16 protein-coding genes and 1 riboswitch are annotated in these 21,076 nt (G+C 62.6%); of the genes, 6 read left to right on the forward strand and 10 right to left on the reverse strand.

The window, feature by feature from the left end; translation table 11 throughout:
• Nucleotides 1–4: 4 nt before the first annotated feature.
• Both BN1121_RS06915 and BN1121_RS06920 read right to left on the reverse strand, forming a co-directional pair.
• A complete protein-coding gene (locus tag BN1121_RS06915; RefSeq protein WP_043157184.1) occupies nt 5–1,030 on the reverse strand; it encodes a FecCD family ABC transporter permease in 1,026 nt (341 codons plus the stop codon).
• Nucleotides 1,030–1,872, reverse strand: a complete 843-nt coding sequence (locus BN1121_RS06920; protein WP_043597462.1) for a heme/hemin ABC transporter substrate-binding protein — start codon at nt 1,870–1,872, stop codon at nt 1,030–1,032. Before BN1121_RS06920 ends, BN1121_RS06915 begins: the two co-directional genes overlap by 1 nt.
• Nucleotides 1,873–2,024: 152 nt before the next feature.
• Here BN1121_RS06920 and hutX point away from each other — a divergent pair, with 152 nt between their 5' ends.
• Nucleotides 2,025–2,525 carry a heme utilization cystosolic carrier protein HutX gene (hutX, locus tag BN1121_RS06925; RefSeq protein WP_005348407.1) on the forward strand — a complete coding sequence of 167 codons (501 nt, stop codon included), beginning with the start codon at nt 2,025–2,027 and terminating at the stop codon, nt 2,523–2,525.
• Nucleotides 2,522–3,079, forward strand: a complete 558-nt coding sequence (hutZ, locus tag BN1121_RS06930) for a heme utilization protein HutZ (RefSeq protein ID WP_005348408.1) — start codon at nt 2,522–2,524, stop codon at nt 3,077–3,079. Before hutX ends, hutZ begins: the two co-directional genes overlap by 4 nt.
• Nucleotides 3,080–3,129: 50 nt before the next feature.
• On the opposite strand, the gene BN1121_RS06935 is transcribed toward hutZ, so the two are convergent.
• Genes BN1121_RS06935 through BN1121_RS06945 form a run of 3 tightly spaced genes read right to left on the reverse strand, consistent with a single transcriptional unit; the run spans nt 3,130 to nt 5,019 of the window.
• The gene (locus BN1121_RS06935) at nt 3,130–3,528 is read right to left on the reverse strand and encodes a hypothetical protein (RefSeq protein ID WP_005348410.1); all 399 of its coding nucleotides are present in this window, start codon (nt 3,526–3,528) and stop codon (nt 3,130–3,132) included.
• Nucleotides 3,529–4,056, reverse strand: a complete 528-nt coding sequence (locus BN1121_RS06940; protein ID WP_005348412.1) for an isochorismatase family protein — start codon at nt 4,054–4,056, stop codon at nt 3,529–3,531.
• Between the two features lie 24 nt (nt 4,057–4,080).
• Nucleotides 4,081–5,019, reverse strand: coding sequence for a ChaN family lipoprotein (locus BN1121_RS06945; RefSeq protein ID WP_005348413.1), 939 nt, complete (start codon nt 5,017–5,019; stop codon nt 4,081–4,083).
• A gap of 152 nt (nt 5,020–5,171) precedes the next feature.
• Between BN1121_RS06945 and BN1121_RS06950 the strand changes: the two genes are divergently transcribed.
• On the forward strand, nt 5,172–7,274 hold the full coding sequence (locus tag BN1121_RS06950) for a TonB-dependent hemoglobin/transferrin/lactoferrin family receptor (RefSeq protein ID WP_043597465.1): 2,103 nt from the start codon (nt 5,172–5,174) through the stop codon (nt 7,272–7,274).
• A 100-nt stretch (nt 7,275–7,374) separates the two neighbouring features.
• Entirely contained in the window at nt 7,375–8,496 is a 1,122-nt protein-coding gene (locus BN1121_RS06955; protein ID WP_005352496.1) for a 3-phenylpropionate MFS transporter, read from the forward strand.
• Between the two features lie 28 nt (nt 8,497–8,524).
• Here BN1121_RS06955 and BN1121_RS06960 read toward each other — a convergent pair whose 3' ends face one another.
• From BN1121_RS06960 to BN1121_RS06970, 3 genes are read right to left on the reverse strand one after another with little or no spacing between them, the layout of a single operon-like run.
• Nucleotides 8,525–9,673 carry a M1 aminopeptidase family protein gene (locus tag BN1121_RS06960; protein ID WP_005352493.1) on the reverse strand — a complete coding sequence of 383 codons (1,149 nt, stop codon included), beginning with the start codon at nt 9,671–9,673 and terminating at the stop codon, nt 8,525–8,527.
• Nucleotides 9,673–9,882 carry a helix-turn-helix domain-containing protein gene (locus BN1121_RS06965; protein ID WP_005352490.1) on the reverse strand — a complete coding sequence of 70 codons (210 nt, stop codon included), beginning with the start codon at nt 9,880–9,882 and terminating at the stop codon, nt 9,673–9,675. Before BN1121_RS06965 ends, BN1121_RS06960 begins: the two co-directional genes overlap by 1 nt.
• 7 nt (nt 9,883–9,889) lie before the next feature.
• On the reverse strand, nt 9,890–10,477 hold the full coding sequence (locus BN1121_RS06970) for a DUF2975 domain-containing protein (RefSeq protein ID WP_152424671.1): 588 nt from the start codon (nt 10,475–10,477) through the stop codon (nt 9,890–9,892).
• 160 nt (nt 10,478–10,637) lie between these two features.
• Here BN1121_RS06970 and BN1121_RS06975 point away from each other — a divergent pair, with 160 nt between their 5' ends.
• Both BN1121_RS06975 and BN1121_RS06980 read left to right on the forward strand, forming a co-directional pair.
• Nucleotides 10,638–14,099 (forward strand): hybrid sensor histidine kinase/response regulator, encoded by a 3,462-nt coding sequence (locus BN1121_RS06975; protein ID WP_005352484.1) that lies wholly within the window; start codon nt 10,638–10,640, stop codon nt 14,097–14,099.
• Between the two features lie 201 nt (nt 14,100–14,300).
• A riboswitch (cyclic di-GMP riboswitch) is annotated at nt 14,301–14,388 on the forward strand.
• A gap of 309 nt (nt 14,389–14,697) precedes the next feature.
• Complete coding sequence (locus tag BN1121_RS06980; protein WP_005352481.1) at nt 14,698–17,142, forward strand: glycosyl hydrolase family 18 protein; 2,445 nt, start codon at nt 14,698–14,700, stop codon at nt 17,140–17,142.
• Between the two features lie 52 nt (nt 17,143–17,194).
• On the opposite strand, the gene BN1121_RS06985 is transcribed toward BN1121_RS06980, so the two are convergent.
• Nucleotides 17,195–18,919, reverse strand: a complete 1,725-nt coding sequence (locus tag BN1121_RS06985; RefSeq protein ID WP_005352478.1) for a proline--tRNA ligase — start codon at nt 18,917–18,919, stop codon at nt 17,195–17,197.
• A 147-nt stretch (nt 18,920–19,066) separates the two neighbouring features.
• Nucleotides 19,067–21,076 carry a methyl-accepting chemotaxis protein gene (locus tag BN1121_RS06990; protein ID WP_005352473.1) on the reverse strand — a complete coding sequence of 670 codons (2,010 nt, stop codon included), beginning with the start codon at nt 21,074–21,076 and terminating at the stop codon, nt 19,067–19,069.

A 21,076-nucleotide genomic window follows, 5' to 3' on the forward strand; every position in this document is an offset into this window, starting at 1 on the left:
ACTCCTAGAGGCGGCGGCGTCCTTGAACCAGTAGCCAGAGAAAGAAGGGGGCGCCGATCAAGGCGGTGATGATCCCCACGGGCAGCTCTGCCGGTGCCAGCAGGGTGCGGGCCAACATATCGGCACACAGCAGCAGGGTGGCCCCGAGCAGGGCGCTCAGGGGCAGCAATCTGTGGTGATTGGGGCCGGCCAGCAGGCGCACCAGATGCGGTACCACCAGGCCGATAAAGCCGATGAGGCCGCTGACCGCAACCGCGACCCCGACGCCGGCGGCGGTGAGCAGGATCAGGCGGCGTTTGAGGGGCTGCACCGCGACCCCAAGATGACGAGCCTCCGACTCCCCCAGTAGCAGGGCGTTGAGGGGGCCGGCATCGCGCATAAACAGAGCCAGCAGCGCGGCCAGCGTGAGCATGGCGAGCAGAATGTCGGCCGGCTTGCCGGCGGCCAGGCTACCCATCTGCCACAGGCTCAGGTTACGCAGCATCTGATCGTCGGCAAGATAGGTGAGCAGACCGATGGCGGCACCGGACAGCGCCGTGATGGCGACCCCGGCCAGCAGCATGACGCTGACCGAGGTCCCTTCTGCCCGTGTGCCGAGCAGATAGACCAGGGTGGTGGTGAGAGCCCCGCCGAGGAAGGCCATCAGGGGTAGCAGGCCCACCCCGATCTGGCGTTGTAACTCGCCACCCAGAGGGGCCAGCAACACGATGGCGAGGGCCGCGCCGAGGGCGGCGCCACCGGAGACACCAATGATACCGGGGTCGGCCAGGGGGTTACGAAACAGCCCCTGCATGACGGCGCCGCACAGGCCCAGGATCCCGCCGATGGCAATGCAGAGCAGGGTGCGCGGCAGGCGGATCTCCTGCACCACCAACTGTAGATGGGGGGCGAGGGAGGAGTCTGGCAGCAGGGCCCCCAGGCTCTCGCCTAAGGTCAGGGGCAGCGGGCCCGTGCCCAGCGAGAGGGTCGCGAGCACGCCCAGCAGGGCGGTGAGCGTCCCCAGCAGGGGCAGCAGCGGCAGACGACGGATCATGGGGTGCCTTGCAACCAACCGGCGATGTGGCGCGCCTGCTCCAGGGAGGAGAGGGAGAGTCCCCCTTGCAAGGCGTGACCATCGACGGCATGCAGGTTGCCGCGCTGCCCCGCCGGGGTGGAGGCCAGCGCCGGCACTTCGGCCAGCACCGCTGCCGGGTCTCGGTAGGCCTGCCACTCGCGGCCGCTCACCAGGATCAGATCGGGCTGCATCTGGATAAGCGACTCGGCAGAGACGGGCTTGTAGCCGCTCAGCGCCTTGCCGAGATTCTCTCCCCCCGCCAGTTTAATGAGCGCTGCCGCCGTGGTGTCGCCGCCCGCCAGACTTAGCGGTTGCCCCTTGTGCAGCAGCAGGAAGGCCACCTTACGTTGGGTCTGTGGGTTCGCCTGCCTGGCCAGAGCGTCAACCTCGTTGCCTATCTTGGCTTTCAGGGCATCGGCCTGTGGCTGAGCCCCGAGCAAGCGGGCCAGGGTATCGATACGGACGGTGAGGTTGTCGAGGGTCGGCGCCGTGGGCAGCACATCAACCTGAACGCCGGCGCGGGTGAGCTGATCGAGGGCCGACTGAGGGCCCATTTCGTCGCTACCGATGACCCGGGTCGGTGCCATGCTCAGAATACCCTCTGCGGTCAGGGCTCTGTGATAGCCCACCTTGGGTACGGTGAGCCCCTGACTGCTGACGTCGGTGGCAATGATCGCGGACTTTGCCCCCAGTGCCTGTAACAGCTCAGTGGTGGCCGGCCCTATGCTGACGATGCGCTCGGCCGCCAGCAGCGCGGGAGAAGTGAGTAGGGGGAACAGCAGCAGGAGTCGGGTCAGGGGACCGCGCAGAGAGGTCATGGGGTATGCTCCACTGAAACAGGATACAGGGCGGGGAGCATAGCAGGAGGCATTAATGATGTATAGATAATGAAAAGTGTTATCAATTGCATTCGTGGCTGTCCATCCTTTAGAGTAGCGCCCACCAATCATGTGCACCAGATGGAGAAAGCATGACCATTGCACAACAGATCAACGACCTGTTGACCGAGGATCCGGGGGCACACCCCTCCGCCATCGCCGCACGGCTGGCCGTGAGCGAGTGGGAGGTGGTGCGCCATCTTCCCGCCGAGCTGGTGACCCTGTTGCCGGGGGAGCGTGCCGAGGCGCTGCTGGCCGATCTCGCCGATTGGGGACCGGTGACGACCATCGTCGAGTCGTCCGGCTCCATCTTCGAGGTGAAGGCCCCCTTCCCCAAGGGTAAAAATGCCCGTGGTTACTACAACCTGATGGGGCGTGACGGGGAGCTGCACGGCCATCTCAAGCTCGATGCCGTGGCCCAGGTGGCCCTGGTGAGCAAGCTCTTCATGGGTAAGGAAGGGCACTCCTTCCAGTTTTTCGATGTGGCCGGTCGCTGCATCTTCAAGGTATACCTGGGTCGTGACGAGCAGCGCCGTCTGCTGCCGGATCAGGTGGAACGCTTCATGGCGCTGCGTAAGGAGAATCAGGCATGAGTGAACGTCAAGAGCGTCTGCAAGGCAGGCTGCAACCGGAGATCCGCGAGTTTCGCGATGCCTGTCGTACCCTGCAACTGGCCACGGTCGATGCCGACGGCACCCCCAACGCCAGCTATGCGCCGTTTGTGTTGCAGGAAGATGGCTACTATGTGCTGATCTCCGAGATCGCCCGCCATGCTCGCAACCTGCAACAGGTGCCGCGTGTATCCCTGATGCTGATCGAGGACGAGGGCGCGGCGCGCGAGCTGTTCGCCAGAAAGCGCCTCACCTTCGACGCCATTGCCGAGGTTGTCGCCCGGGACGATGCTCGCTGGGAGCGCGCCATCGCGGCCCTGGAGGGGCGCTTTGGCGAGATCGTCAAGGGGCTATCCAACCTGCAGGACTTCGTGCTGTTTCGCCTCAAGCCCGAGCAGGGGCTCTTCGTGAAGGGGTTTGGCCAGGCATTTCGCGTGAGCGGTGACGAGCTGATCGACTTCGTGCATCTGGTCGAGGGGCACAAGCGCATCGATACCGGCGCTGAGATCGCCTCTACTGCCGACGACCTGCGTTAGTCGGGCGTCGAGAGATGAAACGGGCAGCCTGGGCTGCCCGTTTGCTTTGGTTACTCTTCCCAGCCCGAGGCATTGGGAAAGGCCTGGCGATCGGCCGTGCTGGCGGTCTCGTTACACTCGCCGCGGATCTTCCAGGAGGTCCTTGTTAATACGATAAAACCCTGATGACAGAATTTTTTTTGAGCCAGCCACTGATCCAGTTGCTCCGCCTGGAGCGCTTCACGACTCTCTAGCAGGCTCTTGCGTGGCCGCACCGGCTTGCCTTCGACGGAGAGGCCGGTAGGAAGGCGCTCCAGCGGCGCCGCCTCGAACACGAAGCGCTTGCTTCCCTCTTCGGTGATATGAGTGGCGAAGAGCGGCGGCGGGACGTCGCTGCGCGGGCTAGGTACAGAGGTGCAAGCCGCGAGTAGCAGAGGAGAGAGCAGTAACAGGCGCAAGGAGGACTCCATTCAGACCAGCCGTTCGGTGGGGAGCAGGGTAACACGTTTGCCGTCGGGCAGGATCAATCCCTCCCACATCCAGTGGTGGTGGGCGATGACCTGGGCTGCGCTCAGGTGGGGTCGCTCGGCCGTGGTGTGGGCATCGCTCACCGCCACCAGGTTGAATCCCTGCGCCGCGGCGCTACGCAGTGTGGTGTCGACGCAGAAGTCGGTGGCGCAGCCGCTGATGAGCAGGCGAGAAGGGGCCAGCCTGTGCAGATGCGCGCCGAGACGGGTGCCGAGGAAGCTGTCGCAGGCGCTCTTGCCGATGCGTTCGTCCTCCTCGTCGACCTCGAGCCCGGCGTGGAGTGCCCAACCCGGGGTATCCGGTGCCAGCGCCTCGCCCGGCAGGCCGTTGTGCTGGATATAGATGACATGGCCATCCCGTGCCCGCACGGCGTGGGCGAGCCGATTGATGTTGTCTATCACCTGCTCCGCCTTGTGGCGCGGTTGCTCAAACAATCCCTGCTGCATATCGATCACCAGCAATACATCCATGTCACCTCTCCCTTTCTCACCGTTTCAGGGCTGTTGCCAGTGTTGGCAGTCGCGCCCACGAGCCTGGCGCAAGGATGCCATATCCAGCTTCATCTCTTCACGGTTTTTCCAACGCTCGGGTAGGGGGGCCAGATGTACCTCTATGTCGGCGCTGCGCCCGCCGGTGGGCTTGACTGGCGCAGTCACCGGAACGACCAACGCCACCTTGAGATCCGGATTGCGGGCCGCGATCCGGCTGGCAAGTCCCAATCCGCCCTCTACATGAAAGTTGCCCGCGATGTGCATGATGCGCCGGCCCGGGTGAGCCGCAAGGTAGGTCACCATACTCTCGGCCATGGTGTCATCCCAGGCGGTTTGGGCGGCAAAACGGCGGGCATTGCTGTCATTGTCACCATGGTGCATGGAGGCCATGAAGCTGCGGCGGTAGTCGTCATCCTTCAGGGTGAGGTGCGCCGCGACCAGGCGGCGATGATTGGTGGGCAGGGTGTCGAGCCATTCAGGGCCCTGCTCGCCGATGCAGCTCACCAGCCCTTTGGGGGCATTGGCGGCGATAACCGGCAGGTGGTTGGCCTTGGCGAACTCTACCAGGGGGCGATAGTCGCTGCCGTAGTTGGGCCAGGCATGACCGTCCCTCATCAGCGCCGACTCGCCGATCCGCCCGGCCAGATAGGCATCCACCACGGCTTGATCGGCGCGACTGAACTGCTCCATGGAGAGGGCGAGGGGGCGGGGTCCCCGGGTCAGCTCAGCCAGCAGGCGCGCCTGCAGCAGATGCACGGCAGGATGAGAGTGCAGCTCGCCGACCAGGACGATGTCCGCCCCTTCCAGGCGCCGGGCTGCGTCCATCAGGCTTATCGGGGTATCACCGGATTGGAGGTGATAGTCATAGAGGGTGGAAACGGGGGGCGGAGGGGTGGCACAACCCGCCAGCAGGGCGGTCAAAACAAGGGAAAGCAGTCGCATCTTGGCTCTCGTCGGTGTGGTTCGAGGGGGATTGTAGTCAAGTTTCTGCGGCAATCAATCAAATGATAATGATTTGCATTGCGTTGATCTTTTCCTGTCGATCAGTAAGATGACGCCACTTTGATAATAATTCTCATTAAAAGGATGTAGTCGTGAAACAGACCCCCTTCACCGTCGTGGCCCTCTCGGTCGCTGCTGCCCTCTCTATTCCGGTTCACGCCAGTGGTGGCAAGAGCGATGAAACCATGGTCGTCAGTGGCTCGCGCATGGCGCAGAAGCTGGAAGATGTCTCTGGCCCCATCACCGTCATCACCGACAAGCAGATCGAGGAGCAGGGGGTCACCAATGCCGCCGAGCTCTTCCGCTATGAGCCCGGGGTGAGTGTCAAAGGAGGGAATGGGGGCGATCAGACCTTTATCATCCGTGGCATGGGGGAAAACCGGGTCAAGGTGATTCAGGATGGCGTGCGTCAAAACGATGCTTACAGTAAGGGTGGGGTCGGGCAAGCCTATTTCGATACCGACATGATCAAGCAGGTGGAGGTCGTCAAGGGGCCCGCCTCGGCGGCGTATGGCTCTGATGCCATGGGGGGGGCGATCGCCATCACCACCAAGGAGGCCGGCGACTTTCTTAAGGGACGCGATCACTATCTGGACGTCACCGCCGGCTATGCCGGGGCAAACGGGCAGGGGATGGGGGGCTTCACCGGCGCGCTGAGAACGGGCGAGGTGGAGAGCCTGCTGCGCTATACCCATCGTGATGGCGGCGTCACTCAGGACTTTCACGACGCCAAGAACGACTTTGACATAGTGAGCGAGGCGATTCTGCTCAAGAGCCGCTGGCAGTTATCCGAGGCCCAGCACCTCAAGCTGACGGTCAACTATCTCACCGAGGGACAAGATCCTGAGGCGGTAAAACTGAACAAGGTGGGCGGTGGCCGTGCTCGGGTCTTCGAGCAGCCCATCACCGACAAGCAGACCGACAACCTCTCCCTGATCCTGGATCACGGTCTGGAACTCAACCGCCCTTGGGCGGATCGTATCGACAGCAAGCTCTACTACAGCGACATGGAGCAGACGCTGGATCAGTTCGCATCCTCCAAGTATCCGGTGATGCCGGGTAATCCCTACGTGACCAAAAACTCTCTCGATCACAACCGTTTCCGCCAAAAGAGTCTGGGTGCCCAGATGCAGTTCTCCAAGGCGCTCGCGAGCCAGCGTCTGGCCTGGGGGCTTGAGTATGAGCACACCGATAACCGTCGCGAGCGTTACAAGGGGCCTGGCGTACCCGGAGACTTCCCCGGTTACGATGAGCTGAGCTTCCCCTCGACCGTGAGTGAGCGAGGCGGGATCTGGGCCTTCGACGAGATCCGTTTCGCTGAACGCTGGGTGCTGACCCCTGGGGTGCGTTACGACTACTACCGTATGACGCCGGACGAAGATCCCGCCTATCGGGGGCAGCAACTGCACTCCTTCTCCGAAGGGGAGTTCTCACCCAAGCTGGGATTGGTGTTCAAGGCGCACGAGGCGGCTAACCTGTTTGCTCAGTACAGCCATGGCTTCAAGGCGCCTATGTATGACACAGCCTTCTCGACCCTGAACCACCAGGCCTATGGCTATCGTTTCGAGCCCAACCCGAATCTCAAGGCCGAGACCAGCGATGGCGTCGACGTCGGTATTCGTGGCAATACCGAGCGACTTGGCTATGAAGTAGCGGCCTTCTATACCCGCTATGAGAACTTCATCTCTCAGCAACAGATTGCCACTGAGGGACGTTCCAGTATCTACCAGTATCAGAACCTGGATGAGGTCAAGACTCGTGGTCTGGAGGCCAGAGCCGACTACTGGGTGACCGATTCGGTCAACCTCTGGGGCAACCTCGCCTATGTAACCGGTAAGGACGGAGATGGCCACTACATCAACGAGCTGAGCCCGCTGCAGGGGAGCCTGGGGGCTCGGCTGGATCAGACAAACTGGAATCTCAACACGGCTCTGCGCTTCGCCGACGACATGAAAAAGGTGGGGCTGGATGCCAGCGGCAAGGAGACCCTGAAGAGTGCCGGTTGGGGTGTGGTGGATGTCTACGCCCAGTTCACCCCCATGGCGGATCTGCAGCTTAATGTGGGGGTCTTCAACCTGTTTGATAAGGAAGTGCTGGCCTATGAGTCGGTGGCAGGGCTCGCCCAAGGAAGCGACACGTCTCGCCAGACGGACGCCGGTCGCAACCTCAGTGCCCGCGTGAAGTACGCCTTCTGAGTATTCTGCTCGGGGGCCTTGGGGCCCCCGCTTATTTCACTCCTGCTGGCGGGGGAAGATAGGGTATGATCGACGCCCTTTACAGAGCAGATGAGTTCCCATGCCCGCCTTCTCCTGGTTAGCCCTCTTCTTCGGTGCCTTCTACTTCGTCTACGGCGCCTACCTGCCATTTTGGTCCCTCTGGTTGGAGGGCGTCGGCCTGACCCCCGACTTCATCGGTCTCTTGCTGGGGGCCGGGATGGCAATTCGCTTTGCCGGTAACCTGATTATCATGGGACGCATCAAGGGGGCGGCGTCGTTGCTGCCCATGACGCGGTTGCTCTCCCTGCTCTCCTTGCTCAGCTTCATCGGTTTTTACCTCGGCCATTCCCCCTGGTGGCTGGTGGCCCTGACGCTGATCACCAACTTCATCTACCCGACCCTGATGCCGATGGGGGAGGCGCTCGCCACCCGCATGGTCGTACAGGTCCATCTCGACTACGGCAAGGTGCGTCTGTGTGGCTCCCTGGCGTTTATCGTCGCCTCTACTCTGGTGGGCATGCTGGAGGCCTCCTTTGGCAGCGATTGGGTGCTGCATACCATGGTGGCCGGCTTGCTACTGATGTTGCTGCTCAGCTGGCTGCCCCTCTCCCCCACGCCCAAAGACGTGGCGGGGGAACGGGCCAACGTCAGCCTGTGGGAGACTTTTCGCGATCCCGCCGTGCGCCGCCTGCTCTTCATCGCCTGCCTGTTGCAGGGTAGCCATGCGGCCTACTACGGTTTTAGCGCGATCCACTGGAAGGCGGCCGGTTACAGCGGCAGCACCATAGGCTATCTCTGGGCCCTGGGGGTGGTGGCGGAGATCTGCATGTTTGCCGCCGATCGCCGCGTCCTCTCCCGTTTCCCCGCGCGCACCCTGTTCCTGGTTGGCGGAGTGGGGTGTCTGGTGCGTTGGGCCATGATGGGGGCGAGCACGGAGCTGTGGGTGTTGGTTCTGGCTCAGCTGCTTCATGCGGTCACCTTCTGTGTGAGCCATCTGGCGACGGTGCGCTTCATGACTCGCGTGCTTCCGCCGGAGCGCCAGATCCCGACCCAGGCCCTCTATTCGGCCCTGGCGCTGGGGATGACGGTGGCCATCCTGATGGCCCTCTGTGGCCAGCTCTACGAGAGCCTGCAGGGTGGCATCTTCTGGCTGATGATGGGGGTGGCACTACCGGCCCTCTTCCTGCGACCCCGCCAATAAACAGAGGCGCCTTCGGGCGCCTCTTGCGTTATTTCAGATAGCGTTGCTCCAGCGCCTGCCAGCGCCAGGGCTCTATCTCCTCCTCCAGCCAGTGCCGGCTCTGCGACGTCAACTCCCCCTGCTCGTCAAAGGCGATCCTGGGGAGCAGGTCTCCCAACGAGAAGCCATTCGTGGCGAGACGCTCATCGAGTGCCTCCCAGAAGGCGGCCCCTTTGACGTAGAAGAGAGGATAGAGGGAGGGATCGCCCTCTTGCAGACGCCGATAGGCCGGGTAGAGGCCGGTCTTCCTGTCAGGCAGGGTGCGCAGCAGCCACTCGTCGGCAGCGCTCTCCTGCTGCAGGTGGAAGTGGCGCAGGCTCTTGATGGCCAGATATTCCGCCAATCCTTCGCCGGCCCAGGCCGGCCAATCTGCCGTGATCAATTGATGCGTGGCCTCGTGGGCGCTGATGCGCAGCAGCCGCTGGGAGGCCTCGGCGGTGGGCTCGCCCCGCCGCACCGGGTAATTGGCCACGAAGAGGTTGGCGCCGGCAGCTCCACCCAGGGAGTGGCTCTCCACGTCCCGAGCCAACCAGATGAGGCGCCAGCCGGGAGGCATGGGCCGCCCCAGCTCCTCGCTCAGGTAGGCGAGCATGGCTTCGAGTTGCCCCTGCAGCGAGTCGAGGGGGAGACGCCGAGCCATGGCATCGTGAGCTATCTGCACGTTGGCCCTGGATTGTGCCCCCAGGGTGGTGAGCCCCTGACTGAGAAAGAGCGGTGGTGCCGAGAGGGAGGGCAGCGCCGTGCAACGGCCATCGGGCAGGCAGACCTGCGCCTCGCCTTCGGTACGGGGGAAGTTACCCCACTCGCTCACCAGCCAGCTGGTCGAGTCGAGCCGCACGCTCTGTTGAAGGGAGGCATCGATCCCTTCAGCCGGTGCGGGGACGAGGGGGATAGACCACTGCCACTGACGGCAGTGGGTCAGGGCACCCATAGCCCCCTTCTTGTCATCCAGGCAGACGGGGGTGACCCCCTCCTGCCCGGATTGGCTGCGGGAGGCGGCCAGCCGATAGGGGGTGTTTCCCTCTACCGTCAGGGTCACCCTGAGGCGCAGGGGGTCGTCGGTCTCCTCCAGACGATAGAGGCTGGTCGCCTGCAGGGTTGGTAGCAGACCGAGGACACACCAGATGAGGGGTCGCATCAGCTCTCCTCCTCATGGGCGAGCAGATCTCCCGGTTGGCACTGCAGCTCGCGGCAGAGGGCCTCCAGCGTCGAGAAACGCACCGCCTTGGCATGCCCCTTCTTGAGGATCGAGAGGTTGGCCTCTGTAATACCGATGCGTTGAGCCAGCTCGCGAGAGGTCATCTTGCGCTCAGCGAGGAGGGCGTCGAGTCGAATGATGATGGGCATGTTTGCCTCACACCGTCAGGGCTTGATCGTCGGCCATGCGCTTGGCTTCGAGCATGACTCTATAGAGGGCCAGTACCGCGACGCCAACCAGCAGCTCTCGAAGATCCGTTGTTTCCAGATGGAAGGTGATGAGATGTTCCGGGGCACTCATGCTCATGATGATGCTCAGCAGCGGAGTGCGAAGGAAGTTGCTCACGAAGATCATGCAAATCCAGAGGCCCAGCTTTTTGTAACGGCAGATCTGTTCAAGGGTGAACAGCTCCTGGCGTCGATAACCGGAACAGAGCTGCTTGAGCTGCCACAACACCATGATGAAGATGGCATCGGTGAACAACTCGAATGAGATCTGCAGGATCTTGGTGAGGAGCGTGACTTCGGGCAAATAAAACTCGAGGGGTTGGGCGCCTGGGCTTTGTTCCAAAACGGATTGAAACGCCTCGATGGCAAAGTCAGCCTTGAGCCATGGAACGCAAAGAGTAATCAAGGGGGTGATGAGCATACCAAGAATGAGTATGCCTTCAATCCAAAGGGCGGAATGGTTTTTGGGGTAGTTTGTCATCGTCGACTCCTGAATAATGAAATTATCGTTTATCAATATATCCGCGGCGATTATTTCTGTTTATCGATAAACGGTCAACGGATTTTTATCGAAAAACAGAAAGCAAACTGCTCGGAGAGCGAGTGACATTTCCCCCGACAGCCCCTAGACTGGCGGCAGGCCTGAGTAAAATGCATTCAAAGACAAGGGGTTATACATGCAACAGGGATGGTTGCTGATCGGGGTTTCGCTGGCCTATCTGGGGCTCTTGTTTCTCATCGCCTATGTGGCCGACAAGCATCGCCGGGCCCGTCTACCGGGTCAGCCCCTGCTCTACAGCCTGTCGCTCGCCGTCTACTGCACCTCCTGGACCTTCTATGGCACGGTCGGTCAGGCGAGCCTGGATCCCTGGTCACCTCTGCCCATCTACCTCGGCCCCCTGCTGGTCTTCCTGCTGGGGTGGCGAGTGCTGGCCCGCCTCATCCTGGTGGCCAAGCGCGAGCACATCACCTCGATTGCCGACTTCATCGCCGCCCGTTATGGCAAGTCGCAGCATCTGGCGATGCTGGTGGCCTTGGTGGCGATCCTCGGGGTGTTGCCCTATCTGGTACTCCAGCTCAAGGCGATCGTCATCGGCCTCGAGCTGTTGACCAACGGCGCGGCGGGGGCCAGCACGGGGGGCGGGCGTGCCGGCCTGGCTCTGGGGGTCGGTCTGTTGCTGGCCCTCTTTAGCATACTGTTCGGCACCCGCCACCTGGATGCCACCGAGCACCACAGGGGGATGGTGGTCGCCATCGCCTTCGAGTCAGTGGTCAAGCTGTTTGCCTTCCTGCTGGTGGGGGGCTTCTCCCTCTGGTTGCTGTGGGGAGAGCCCAGCGTGTTGCAAACGGCAGCGAGCCAAGAGTTCATCAAGGGGGCGAGCGAGCTGCGCGGCAGCCAACTGTTGGAGCTGGCCATCTACACCCTGCTTGCCATGTGCGCCATCGTCTGTCTGCCGCGTCAGTTCCACGTGACTGTGGTGGAGAACAACCAGGGGCAGGATCTCCATTGGGCGCGCTGGCTCTTTCCCGTCTACCTGTTCCTGATGGGGATCTTCATCTGGCCGCTGGCGCTGGCGGGACGGCACTGGCTGGGGGAGGGGATCTCGCCCGATACCTTCGTCATCAGTCTGCCCCATACCCTGGGCTATGACGCCATGGCGCTGCTCGCCTTCCTCGGGGGAACCTCGGCGGCCACCGGCATGGTGATCGTCTCGACCCTGGCACTGGCCATCATGGTGAGCAACGATCTGGTGCTCCCCCTGCTGCTGCGTCGTTACTGGCAGCGGCGACAGGACGATAGACTCGGCCGCCTGCTGCTGAGGGTGCGTCGGGCCGCCATCCTGCTCATCTTGCTGGCCGCCTGGGGGCTCTACCTCTGGCTCGGGGAGATGACCAGCCTCTCCGGGATCGGCTTCCTCTCCTTCGGGGCGGTCGCCCAGTTCGCCCCGGCCCTGCTGCTCGGTCTCTACTGGCGTCGTGGCAACCGCAAGGGCGTCTATCTGGGACTGCTCCCCGGGCTGACGCTCTGGCTGCTGACCCTGCTGCACGAGAGCGGCATGTTGACCGGCTCTCCGCTGGCGACCATGCTGGCGCCGCCGGATCTGCCCTGGCTGCGGGAGGTGAGCGTCACCGCCTGGTGTCTGCTGCTGAGCCTGCTGCTCAACCTCGCCGGCTATGTGGCCGGGTCACTCCTGGCCAGGCCCGCGGTGAGCGAGCGGCTGCAGGCGGCCAACTTTGTCGGCAAGCCGAGCCGGGACACCTCTGCCCTCTATCAGGCCAGGGTGACGGTGAAAGAGCTGGAGATGCTGGCGACGCGCTTCCTCGGTCCGAGCCGGGTCAAGCGCGCCTTCGGGCGTTTCGCCGCCGAGCGGGGGGGCGCTCTGGCCCCGCACATGCAGGCGACCCCGGAGCTTATCGCCCACACCGAGCGGCTGCTGGCCGGGGTGTTTGGCACCTCGTCGGCACGGTTGGTACTCGCCTCGGCCCTGCAGGGGCACAACATGCAACTCGAGGAGATCGCCACCATAGTGGACGAGGCCTCGGATCTGCTGCGCTTTAACCGGGATCTGTTGCAGGGGGCCATCGAGCACATCGGCCAGGGGATCTCTGTGGTGGACAGGGAACTCAAGTTGGTGGCCTGGAATCGCCGCTATATCGAGCTCTTCCGTTATCCCCCCGGGCTCATTCAGGCGGGGCGACCCGTCGAGGAGATCATTCGCCACAATGCCAGCCAGGGGTTGTGCGGCCCAGGGGAGATCGAAGCCCAGGTGGCGCGGCGGGTGGCCCATATGCGCAGCGGCAGCCGCCACGTCTCGGCGCGAGAGCGCCCCGACGGGCGGGTCATCGAGATGCAGGGCAATCCCATGCCGGGCGGCGGGTTTGTCATGACCTTTACCGATATCACCCCGTTTCGTGAGGCGGAGAAGGTACTGCGCGAGGCCAATGAACTGCTCGAGGCACGCGTCGCCGAGCGGACTCGCGAGCTCTCGGCGCTGAACAGCCAGCTGCTGGCGGTCAACCAGCAGGTGGAGCGGGCCAATCAATCCAAGAGCCGCTTCCTCGCGGCGGTGAGCCACGATCTCACTCAGCCTCTCAACGCCGCCAAGCTGTTTGCCTCTGCCCTGCGTGAGCAACTGCCCCCCGGCGAGGAGGCGCACCTGGCCGAGCGGATCGACACGGCCCTGGAGGCGGCCGAGGATCTCATCTCGGACTTGCTCGACATCTCCCGTCTCGAGGCGGGTAAGTTCAAGGCGCGCAAGAGCGACTTCCCCCTGGCCGAGGTGTTGGAGACCCTCAAGGCGGAGTTCGGGGTGCTGGCCAAGGCGGGCGGGATGGATCTGGCTGTGGTCCCTTGTTCTTTGGCCGTCCATTCGGACCCCAGGTTGCTGCGCCGGGTGTTGCAAAACTTCCTCACCAATGCGTTTCGCTACAATCCGGGGGGTAAGGTGTTGCTGGGGTGCCGCCGGGATGGCGATCGGGTGCGTATCGAGGTGTGGGACAACGGCCCCGGTATTCCTGAGGAGAAGCAGAGCGAGATCTTCGAGGAGTTTCTGCGTCTCGATCACTCCCGCACGGCCATGGAGCAGGGGTTGGGATTGGGGCTCGCCATCGCCCGTGGCATCGCCACCGTGCTGGGTCATCAGATAGGGATGCGCAGCTGGCCCGGGCGTGGCTCTGTCTTCTCACTCACGCTGGCCTGTGTTGATCCCGCCGAAGTGCTTGCCAGACCGAGTGTACCCGTGTCCGCCAGCGGCTCTCTGTTGGAGGGACGTCGGGTTATCTGCATCGACAACGAACCGGAGATCCTGTTGGCCATGGCGTCTCTGCTGCGGCGCTGGGGGTGCGAGGTGCGCTGTGTGGCGGATGCCGAGGAGGCCTGTGGCGTACTGGCGGAGGGCTTCTGGCCGGATCTGGTGCTCTCGGATTATCACCTGGATCGCGGCGAGAGCGGCCTGTCGGCGCTGGAGCGGCTTCGTCTTGCCCACGGCGAACCGATCCGTGGCATCATCATCAGCGCCGATCGCAACCCTGAGCTGCTGCGCCGCATCCGGGAGCAGGGGCACGGCTACGTGAGTAAACCGGTCAAGCCCCTCAAGTTGCGTGCCCTGATGAACAGCCTGCTCGATGATGTGGCGTGATACGGCTCCCATAATTGAACGACAGTTAACCCTCATTGTTGGCCCGGCGATGGGGGGATATTCCCCCCAGGGTGCATGGCATCGCCCTTCAGGGTTGCGGGTGTCTGCGGCCTGATCTTTGCCTGTCATTTATGACAGGTGGCATTTCTCACTTCCCCCCTCCTATATTCGGTGTGCGATTTATTTTCATCGCGAAGCAAGTTGTGTTAAGGGCAAACCGGTCGAAAGGTCGGGACGCAAAGCTTCCGGTCTAAGGGCTTGAAAAACCTAAGATAGCGGAGCTACCACTATGGGGCGGGCCGCCTGTGCCAAGGGGTTGCCTGCACCCGTCAATTGCGTCCACCTGTTCGGCCTGCAGCGGGGTTACGCCTCCTCTTTCTGGGCACCTCCAAAGCAAGATCCCCCTGATGTCCGGCGGGGGATGGCCATATAACACACTGTCGAAAGCCGCGGCATGGTCGGCGCCTTGGGGCTGTCGTCACGGCTTGCTGCGCTGCAGCTGCGCTCCTCCGGTTGTTCCTGGGTGGGGGCCCGGCGGCAAACACGGCTCTCCCGTGATTGGGGGCGCACACCTCATAACAGAACAGGAATATTCACTATGCTAAGTCCAAAACTCACTCCGCTGGCCCTGCTGGTCGGCACCCTGGCTGCGACCACGGCGCATGCTGCGGCGCCGGGTAAACCGACCATCGGCTGGGGCGAGACCAAGTTTGCCATCATAGAGGTGGATCAGGCGGCCACCGCCTACAACAAGCTGGTCAAGATCAAGGATGCTGCCGATGTCAGCGTGAGCTGGAATCTCTGGTCTGGCGATGTTGGCCAGACTGCCAAGGTGCTGCTCGATGGCAAAGAGGTGTGGTCCGGTCCCTCGGCGGCCTCCGGCAATGCCACCTTCAAGGTGAATAAAGGGGGGCGCTACCAGATGCAGGTGGCCCTCTGCAATGCCTCGGGTTGTACTCTCTCCGACAAGAAGGAGATCGTGGTCGCCGATACCGATGGCAGCCACCTCAAGCCACTCAAGGCTCCGCTGCAGGAGAACAACAAGCCCTACGTCAATAAATCGGGCAAGGTGGTTGGCGCCTACTATGCCGAGTGGGGCGTCTATGGGCGTAAGTTCACCGTGGACAAGATTCCGGCCCAAAACCTGACCCACATCCTCTATGGCTTCACCCCCATCTGCGGTGGCAACGGCATCAACGATAGCCTCAAGTCCATCGAGGGGAGTTTCGAGGCGCTGCAACGCGCCTGTGCCGGACGTGCCGACTTCAAGGTGGCTATGCACGACCCCTGGGCCGCCATCCAGATGCCCCAGAGCGGTTTGACGGCCTTCGATGAGCCCTACAAGGGGAACTTCGGTGCCTTGATGGCGCTCAAGCAGGCTTACCCGAATCTCAAGATCCTCCCCTCGGTCGGTGGATGGACCCTTTCAGACCCCTTCTATTTCCTCGGTGACAAGACCAAGCGTGACACCTTCGTGGCGTCGGTGAAAGAGTTCTTGCAGACCTGGAAGTTCTTCGACGGGGTCGACATCGACTGGGAATTCCCGGGCGGGTTGGGAGCCAATCCGGCATTGGGTGGGCCCAACGATGGCCAGACCTATGTGCTGATCATGAAGGAGCTGCGCGCCATGCTCGATGAGCTGGAGGCACAGACCGGCCGCAAGTATGAGCTCACCTCGGCTATCAGCGCCGGCGGCGACAAGATTGCCAAGGTGGACTACAAGGCGGCCCAGCAGTACATGAACCACATCTTCCTGATGAGCTATGACTTCAACGGTGCCTGGAGTAACACCGAGCTGGGTCATCAGACCAACCTCTACGCGGCGAGCTGGGATCCGGCCACCAAGTACACCACCGACAAGGGGGTGAGGGCCATGCTCGATCAGGGGGTAGAGCCTGGCAAGCTGGTCGTCGGCGCCGCCATGTACGGTCGGGGCTGGACCGGGGTGAGTGGTTACCTGGCCGGTAACCCCTTCACCGGCAAGGCGACGGGTCCGGTCAAGGGCACCTGGGAGAATGGCGTCGTGGATTATCGCGACATCGTTAACAACCGGATGGGCGCCGGTTGGGAGAAGGGGTATGACGAGGTGGCCGAGGCTCCCTACCTCTTTAACGCCGGTAGTGGCGACCTTATCAGCTATGACAATGACCGTTCGGTCAAGGCCAAGGGTCAGTATGTGTTGACCAACCAGTTGGGAGGGCTGTTTGCCTGGGAGATTGACTCCGACAATGGCGATATTCTCAACGCCATGCATGAAGGGCTGGGACACGGCGATGGCGGCACCACTCCGCCGGCTAACAAGCCGCCGGTGGCCAACGCGGGGAGCGACCTGAACGTGACCGGCCCGGCCGAGGTGACCCTCAATGGCAGTGCCTCTCACGATCCTGAGAATGGTGTCCTGACCTACGGCTGGAAGCAGGTCTCCGGCCCGCAGGCCTCCTTACTCGACGTCAATCAGGCGAAGGCGCGCGTGGTGCTCGATGCCGTCAGTGCCGATACCAGGCTGGCATTCGAGCTGACGGTCACCGACGAGCAGGGGCTCAAGGCGAGTGATCAGGTGGTGGTGACCAACAAGGCACCTCAGTCCAATCAGGCTCCCGTGATCACTATGCCGGCCACCGCCAGCGTCGAGTCGGGCAAACAAGTCACCATTCAGGCCAACGCCTCCGATCCCAATGGTGATGCACTGACTTATCAGTGGAGTGTGCCAGCCGGCCTGACTGCGACGGGTCAGAATAGCGCGACCCTGGTGGTGACGGGGCCGGCGGTGACCGCCGATACTCTCTATGACCTCTCCCTGACGGTCTCTGACGGCGCCCTGGATGTGACCGCCGTGACCCGATTGACCGTCAAACCCGCCGGCGGCGCTGGGTATCCAGCCTATAAGGCAGGTACGACATACAAGGCTGGAGATCGGGTGAGCAACGTGGGGGGCAACTATGAGTGCAAGCCCTATCCCTTCACCACCTGGTGCTCGGGTGCCGCCTGGGCCTATGAGCCCGGCAAGGGGACTGCCTGGCAGGATGCCTGGATAAAACTCTGACGAACCCATAAAAAAAGCGCGCCGAATGGCGCGCTTTCTCATTCTAGGGGGGTTAGCGACCCAGCTTGGCCTTGATCAGGGCGACGATGTCTTGGATCGCCACTTCCTGCTTCTCGCCGGTGCGGCGGCACTTGTATTCCACCACGCCGTTGTCCATGCCGCGCTCGCCGATAACGATACCGTGGGGCACGCCCAGCAGCTCCATGTCGGCGAACATCACGCCCGGACGCTCTTTACGGTCGTCGAACAGCACGTCGACACCGGCCGCTTTGAGCTCGGCGTAGAATTGCTCGGCCAGCTCGGCGACACGCACGGACTTGTGCATGTTCATCGGCACGATGGCCACTTCGAACGGGGCGATGGCGTCCGGCCAGATGATGCCGTACTGGTCGTTGTTCTGCTCGATGGCGGCAGCCACCAGGCGGGAGACCCCGATGCCGTAGCAACCCATCTCCATGGTGACGGACTTGCCACCTTCGTTCAGCACGCTCGCCTTCATGGCTTCGGAGTACTTGGTACCCAGCTGGAAGATGTGGCCCACTTCGATGCCGCGCTTGAGCAGCAGCTTGCCCTGGCCACACGGGCTCGGGTCGCCTTCCACCACGTTGCGCAGGTCGGCAACTTCATAGGTGGCGATGTCGCGATCCCAGTTGGCACCGGTCAGGTGGAAGCCGGTCTCGTTGGCGCCGCAGACGAAGTCGGCCAGGTGGGCGGCGCTGCGATCGGCGATGATGCGACCGGCAAAGCCGACCGGGCCGATGGAGCCTGCATCGCAACCGGCGGCAGCCTTGATCTGCTCGTCATTGGCGAAGGTCAGCGGGTTGGCGACACCCGCCAGCTTCTCGGCCTTGATTTCGTTCAGCTCGTGGTCGCCACGCAGCACCAGGGCGATGACCTCCTGTTTGCCGGCTTCATCTTCTTCGCCCAGCACCAGCAGGGTCTTGGCGACGGCGCTCGGGGCCACGCTCAGGAAGGCGGCCACTTCGTCGATGGTGTGGACGTTCGGGGTGGCGATCTTGGCCATCGCCTGGGTCGCAGCCGGGCGCTCGCCGGCCGGGGCCAGGGCCTCGGCCATCTCGATGTTGGCGGCGTAATCTGATGTATCGGAGAAGGCGATGAGATCCTCACCGCTCTCGGCCAGCACCTGGAATTCGTGGGAGCCGGTGCCGCCGATGGAGCCGGTATCGGCCTGCACCGGACGGAAGTTCAGGCCCATGCGAGTGAAGGCGGTGCAGTAGGCGGCGTGCATCTTCTCGTAGGTATCGACCAGGGATTCCTTGTCGATGTGGAAGGAGTAGGCGTCCTTCATCAGGAACTCGCGGCCACGCATCACGCCGAAACGGGGGCGCACTTCGTCGCGGAACTTGGTCTGGATCTGGTACAGATTCAGCGGCAGCTGCTTGTAGCTGTTCACCTCGTAACGCACCAGCGCGGTGATCACCTCTTCGTGGGTCGGGCCCAGCACGAAGGGACGGTTGTGGCGGTCGGTCAGACGGCATAGCTCGGGGCCGTAGTCGTCCCAGCGGCCGGATTCCTGCCACAGCTCGGCCGGTTGCACCACCGGCATGGAGACCTCGATGGCACCCGCATTGTTCATCTCTTCGCGGACAATGTTCTCGATCTTCTTCAGAACCCGCAGACCGGTCGGCAGCCAAGCGTACATGCCGGAGGCGAGTTTACGGATCATGCCGGCGCGCAGCATCAGCTGGTGGCTGACGACTTCCGCATCGGACGGGGTTTCCTTGAGAGTGGAAAGCAGGTAGTTGCTGGTACGCATCGCTCGTGACCTTCAAATGGTGTGGGCCGTTGCCCGCAAAGGGAAAATCTAAGAGCGGAATATTAGCAGGGCGGCCGGCTCGGCCCAAGGGATAAATGGCCCGGCCCTGGCCGCCCAGGATGCAGGCAGCCGTGGCCGGGCGGCATTTCACACCCTGAATTGGGACAGGCTTGCCTGTTGGCGAGTAATCGCCTGATGCAGTGCCTCGGCGATCTCGATGCAGCCCTGGGCTTCCTCTTCCCCCTGACGGGCATCCACATGAATGCTGGACACCCGATCGGTCGCATGGTTGAGGGTGTCGGAGAGCTGGGTCGTGGAGTGCGCCACCTGATGCACCAGTCGGGTCAGGTTATCCATGGCGGTGAGCACCTGAACCAGCATCTGCTCGGTCTGCTCGGCGCTCTGCATGCCATTTTCCACCCGGTTGACGCTCTGTTGCATGCGCTGGAAGGCTTGCTCGGTTTGACTCTGTATGGCCCCGATCATTCGGCCTATTTCGGCACTGGAGGTCGAGGTCCGATTGGCGAGGGTACGGACTTCGTCGGCGACCACGGCAAAGCCACGGCCCGACTCGCCGGCTCGTGCGGCCTCAATGGCGGCGTTGAGCGCCAGCAGGTTGGTCTGCTCCGATATGCCGGTGATGGTCGAGACAATCTGGCCTATCTCTTCGGCCTGGCTGCGCAGGGCATTGATCTCCTTGGCGCACAGGGTGACTTCGTCGACGACTTTATGCATGCCTTCGCTGGTCTCGCCGACAAAGGTGCTGCTGCGGCGTGACAGGTCCTGAACCTCGGAGGCATTCTGGGCCGCCTCCTGGCAACTGTCTGAGATGGTGCGGGCCATCATTGCCATCTGCTCACTGTCCCTGTGGATCTGTTCGGCATGGTTGGCCGCCTGCTGACTCCCCTGATTGATGGCGGTCACCCTGCCCACCGAGTTGTCCACCAGATGGGTGATGGTCTGACCCTGTTCGAGGGCACTGACGATAATGGTGCGCAGTTTTTCCAGTAACCCGTCGACACTGTTGGCCAGTTCACCCACCTCATCGCTGCGATGAAGATTCAGACGAGCGTTGAGATTGCACTCCCCCGAGGCGATCTGGTGCATCCGCAGGTTCACCTCGTTCAGGGGCGCCACCATGCGGCGTTTGAGCCACAGTCCCCCACAGGCGATGAGCAGCAGGTTGATCAGCGTGGCCGCGATGAGCATGTTACGGGTTTGGCCTATGATGCCATTCAGGCGGCTGACCTGATCGTCGACCGTCTTGTCGCCTTCGCTCTCTACCGTCACCAGCAGATTACGAAACTGGTTGGCACTGTGCTGGTACTGGGTGCTTTGCGCCTGATAGCGGCTTAACAGCGGTAGCCAGGCCTTGATCTGAGCCTGGTGCTCTGTCAGCAGGGCACGATAGCGCTCTGCCAGGGTTGCTCCGCTAAATTCCCCCTGCGCCGGCACGTCGAATAGGCCCGTGTTGAGCATCTCCTTGACGGCGTTGTCATGAAAGCTGACCGCCTCGTCGAGCTCCTTTTTCAGCGCCTCGTTCGCCCCTTCGAAGCGCATCTTCTCCATGACGTAGAGTTGGCGCAAGAAGCCGATGTTCGACTCCATCCCACCGTCGGCCGCAGCCCAGCGGCTAGACAAGCCACCATTCCAGCTGATCGCCTCATCTGGGGCTGATGTGAGCGCCTCGACCGCGCTGTCACCCATCTCCTCCATCTGCACCGACAGGCGGGCGAGGGCCTCGGCATTGCTCCTCAGGCGTTCGTCCTGACGTTGGTAAGCATGAAAGTCGTTGAGCAAGGCGACCTGTTCACGCTGATAAGTCTTTGCTGCGTCTTGCACCTGACTCATCAGGTTGCCCGAGACCAGCCCTGAGTGGGTGACTCGTTGCAGCTCTTCATCGGCGCGCTGGCGCGCCTGCGAGAGAGCGACTTCATCGAGGGACATACCGCCGACCATCTGTTGGATCATCAGCTGTTGGTTGCCGACCTCGATGGAACTCATCATGGCGCCATCCGCTGTAGACCAGGCGGGGCCGAGCACAAAAGAGAGCATGTCTGTCAGCCGTTGGCTGCCATTCCAGCCGACCCAGGCAAGGGCCAAGGCGCAGCCGAAGATGACGGCGAGTCCAAGGTTGGCGGTAGCCGAAATGCGCAT

The organism is Aeromonas diversa CDC 2478-85 (assembly GCF_000819805.1).
Lineage (GTDB): Bacteria > Pseudomonadota > Gammaproteobacteria > Enterobacterales > Aeromonadaceae > Aeromonas > Aeromonas diversa.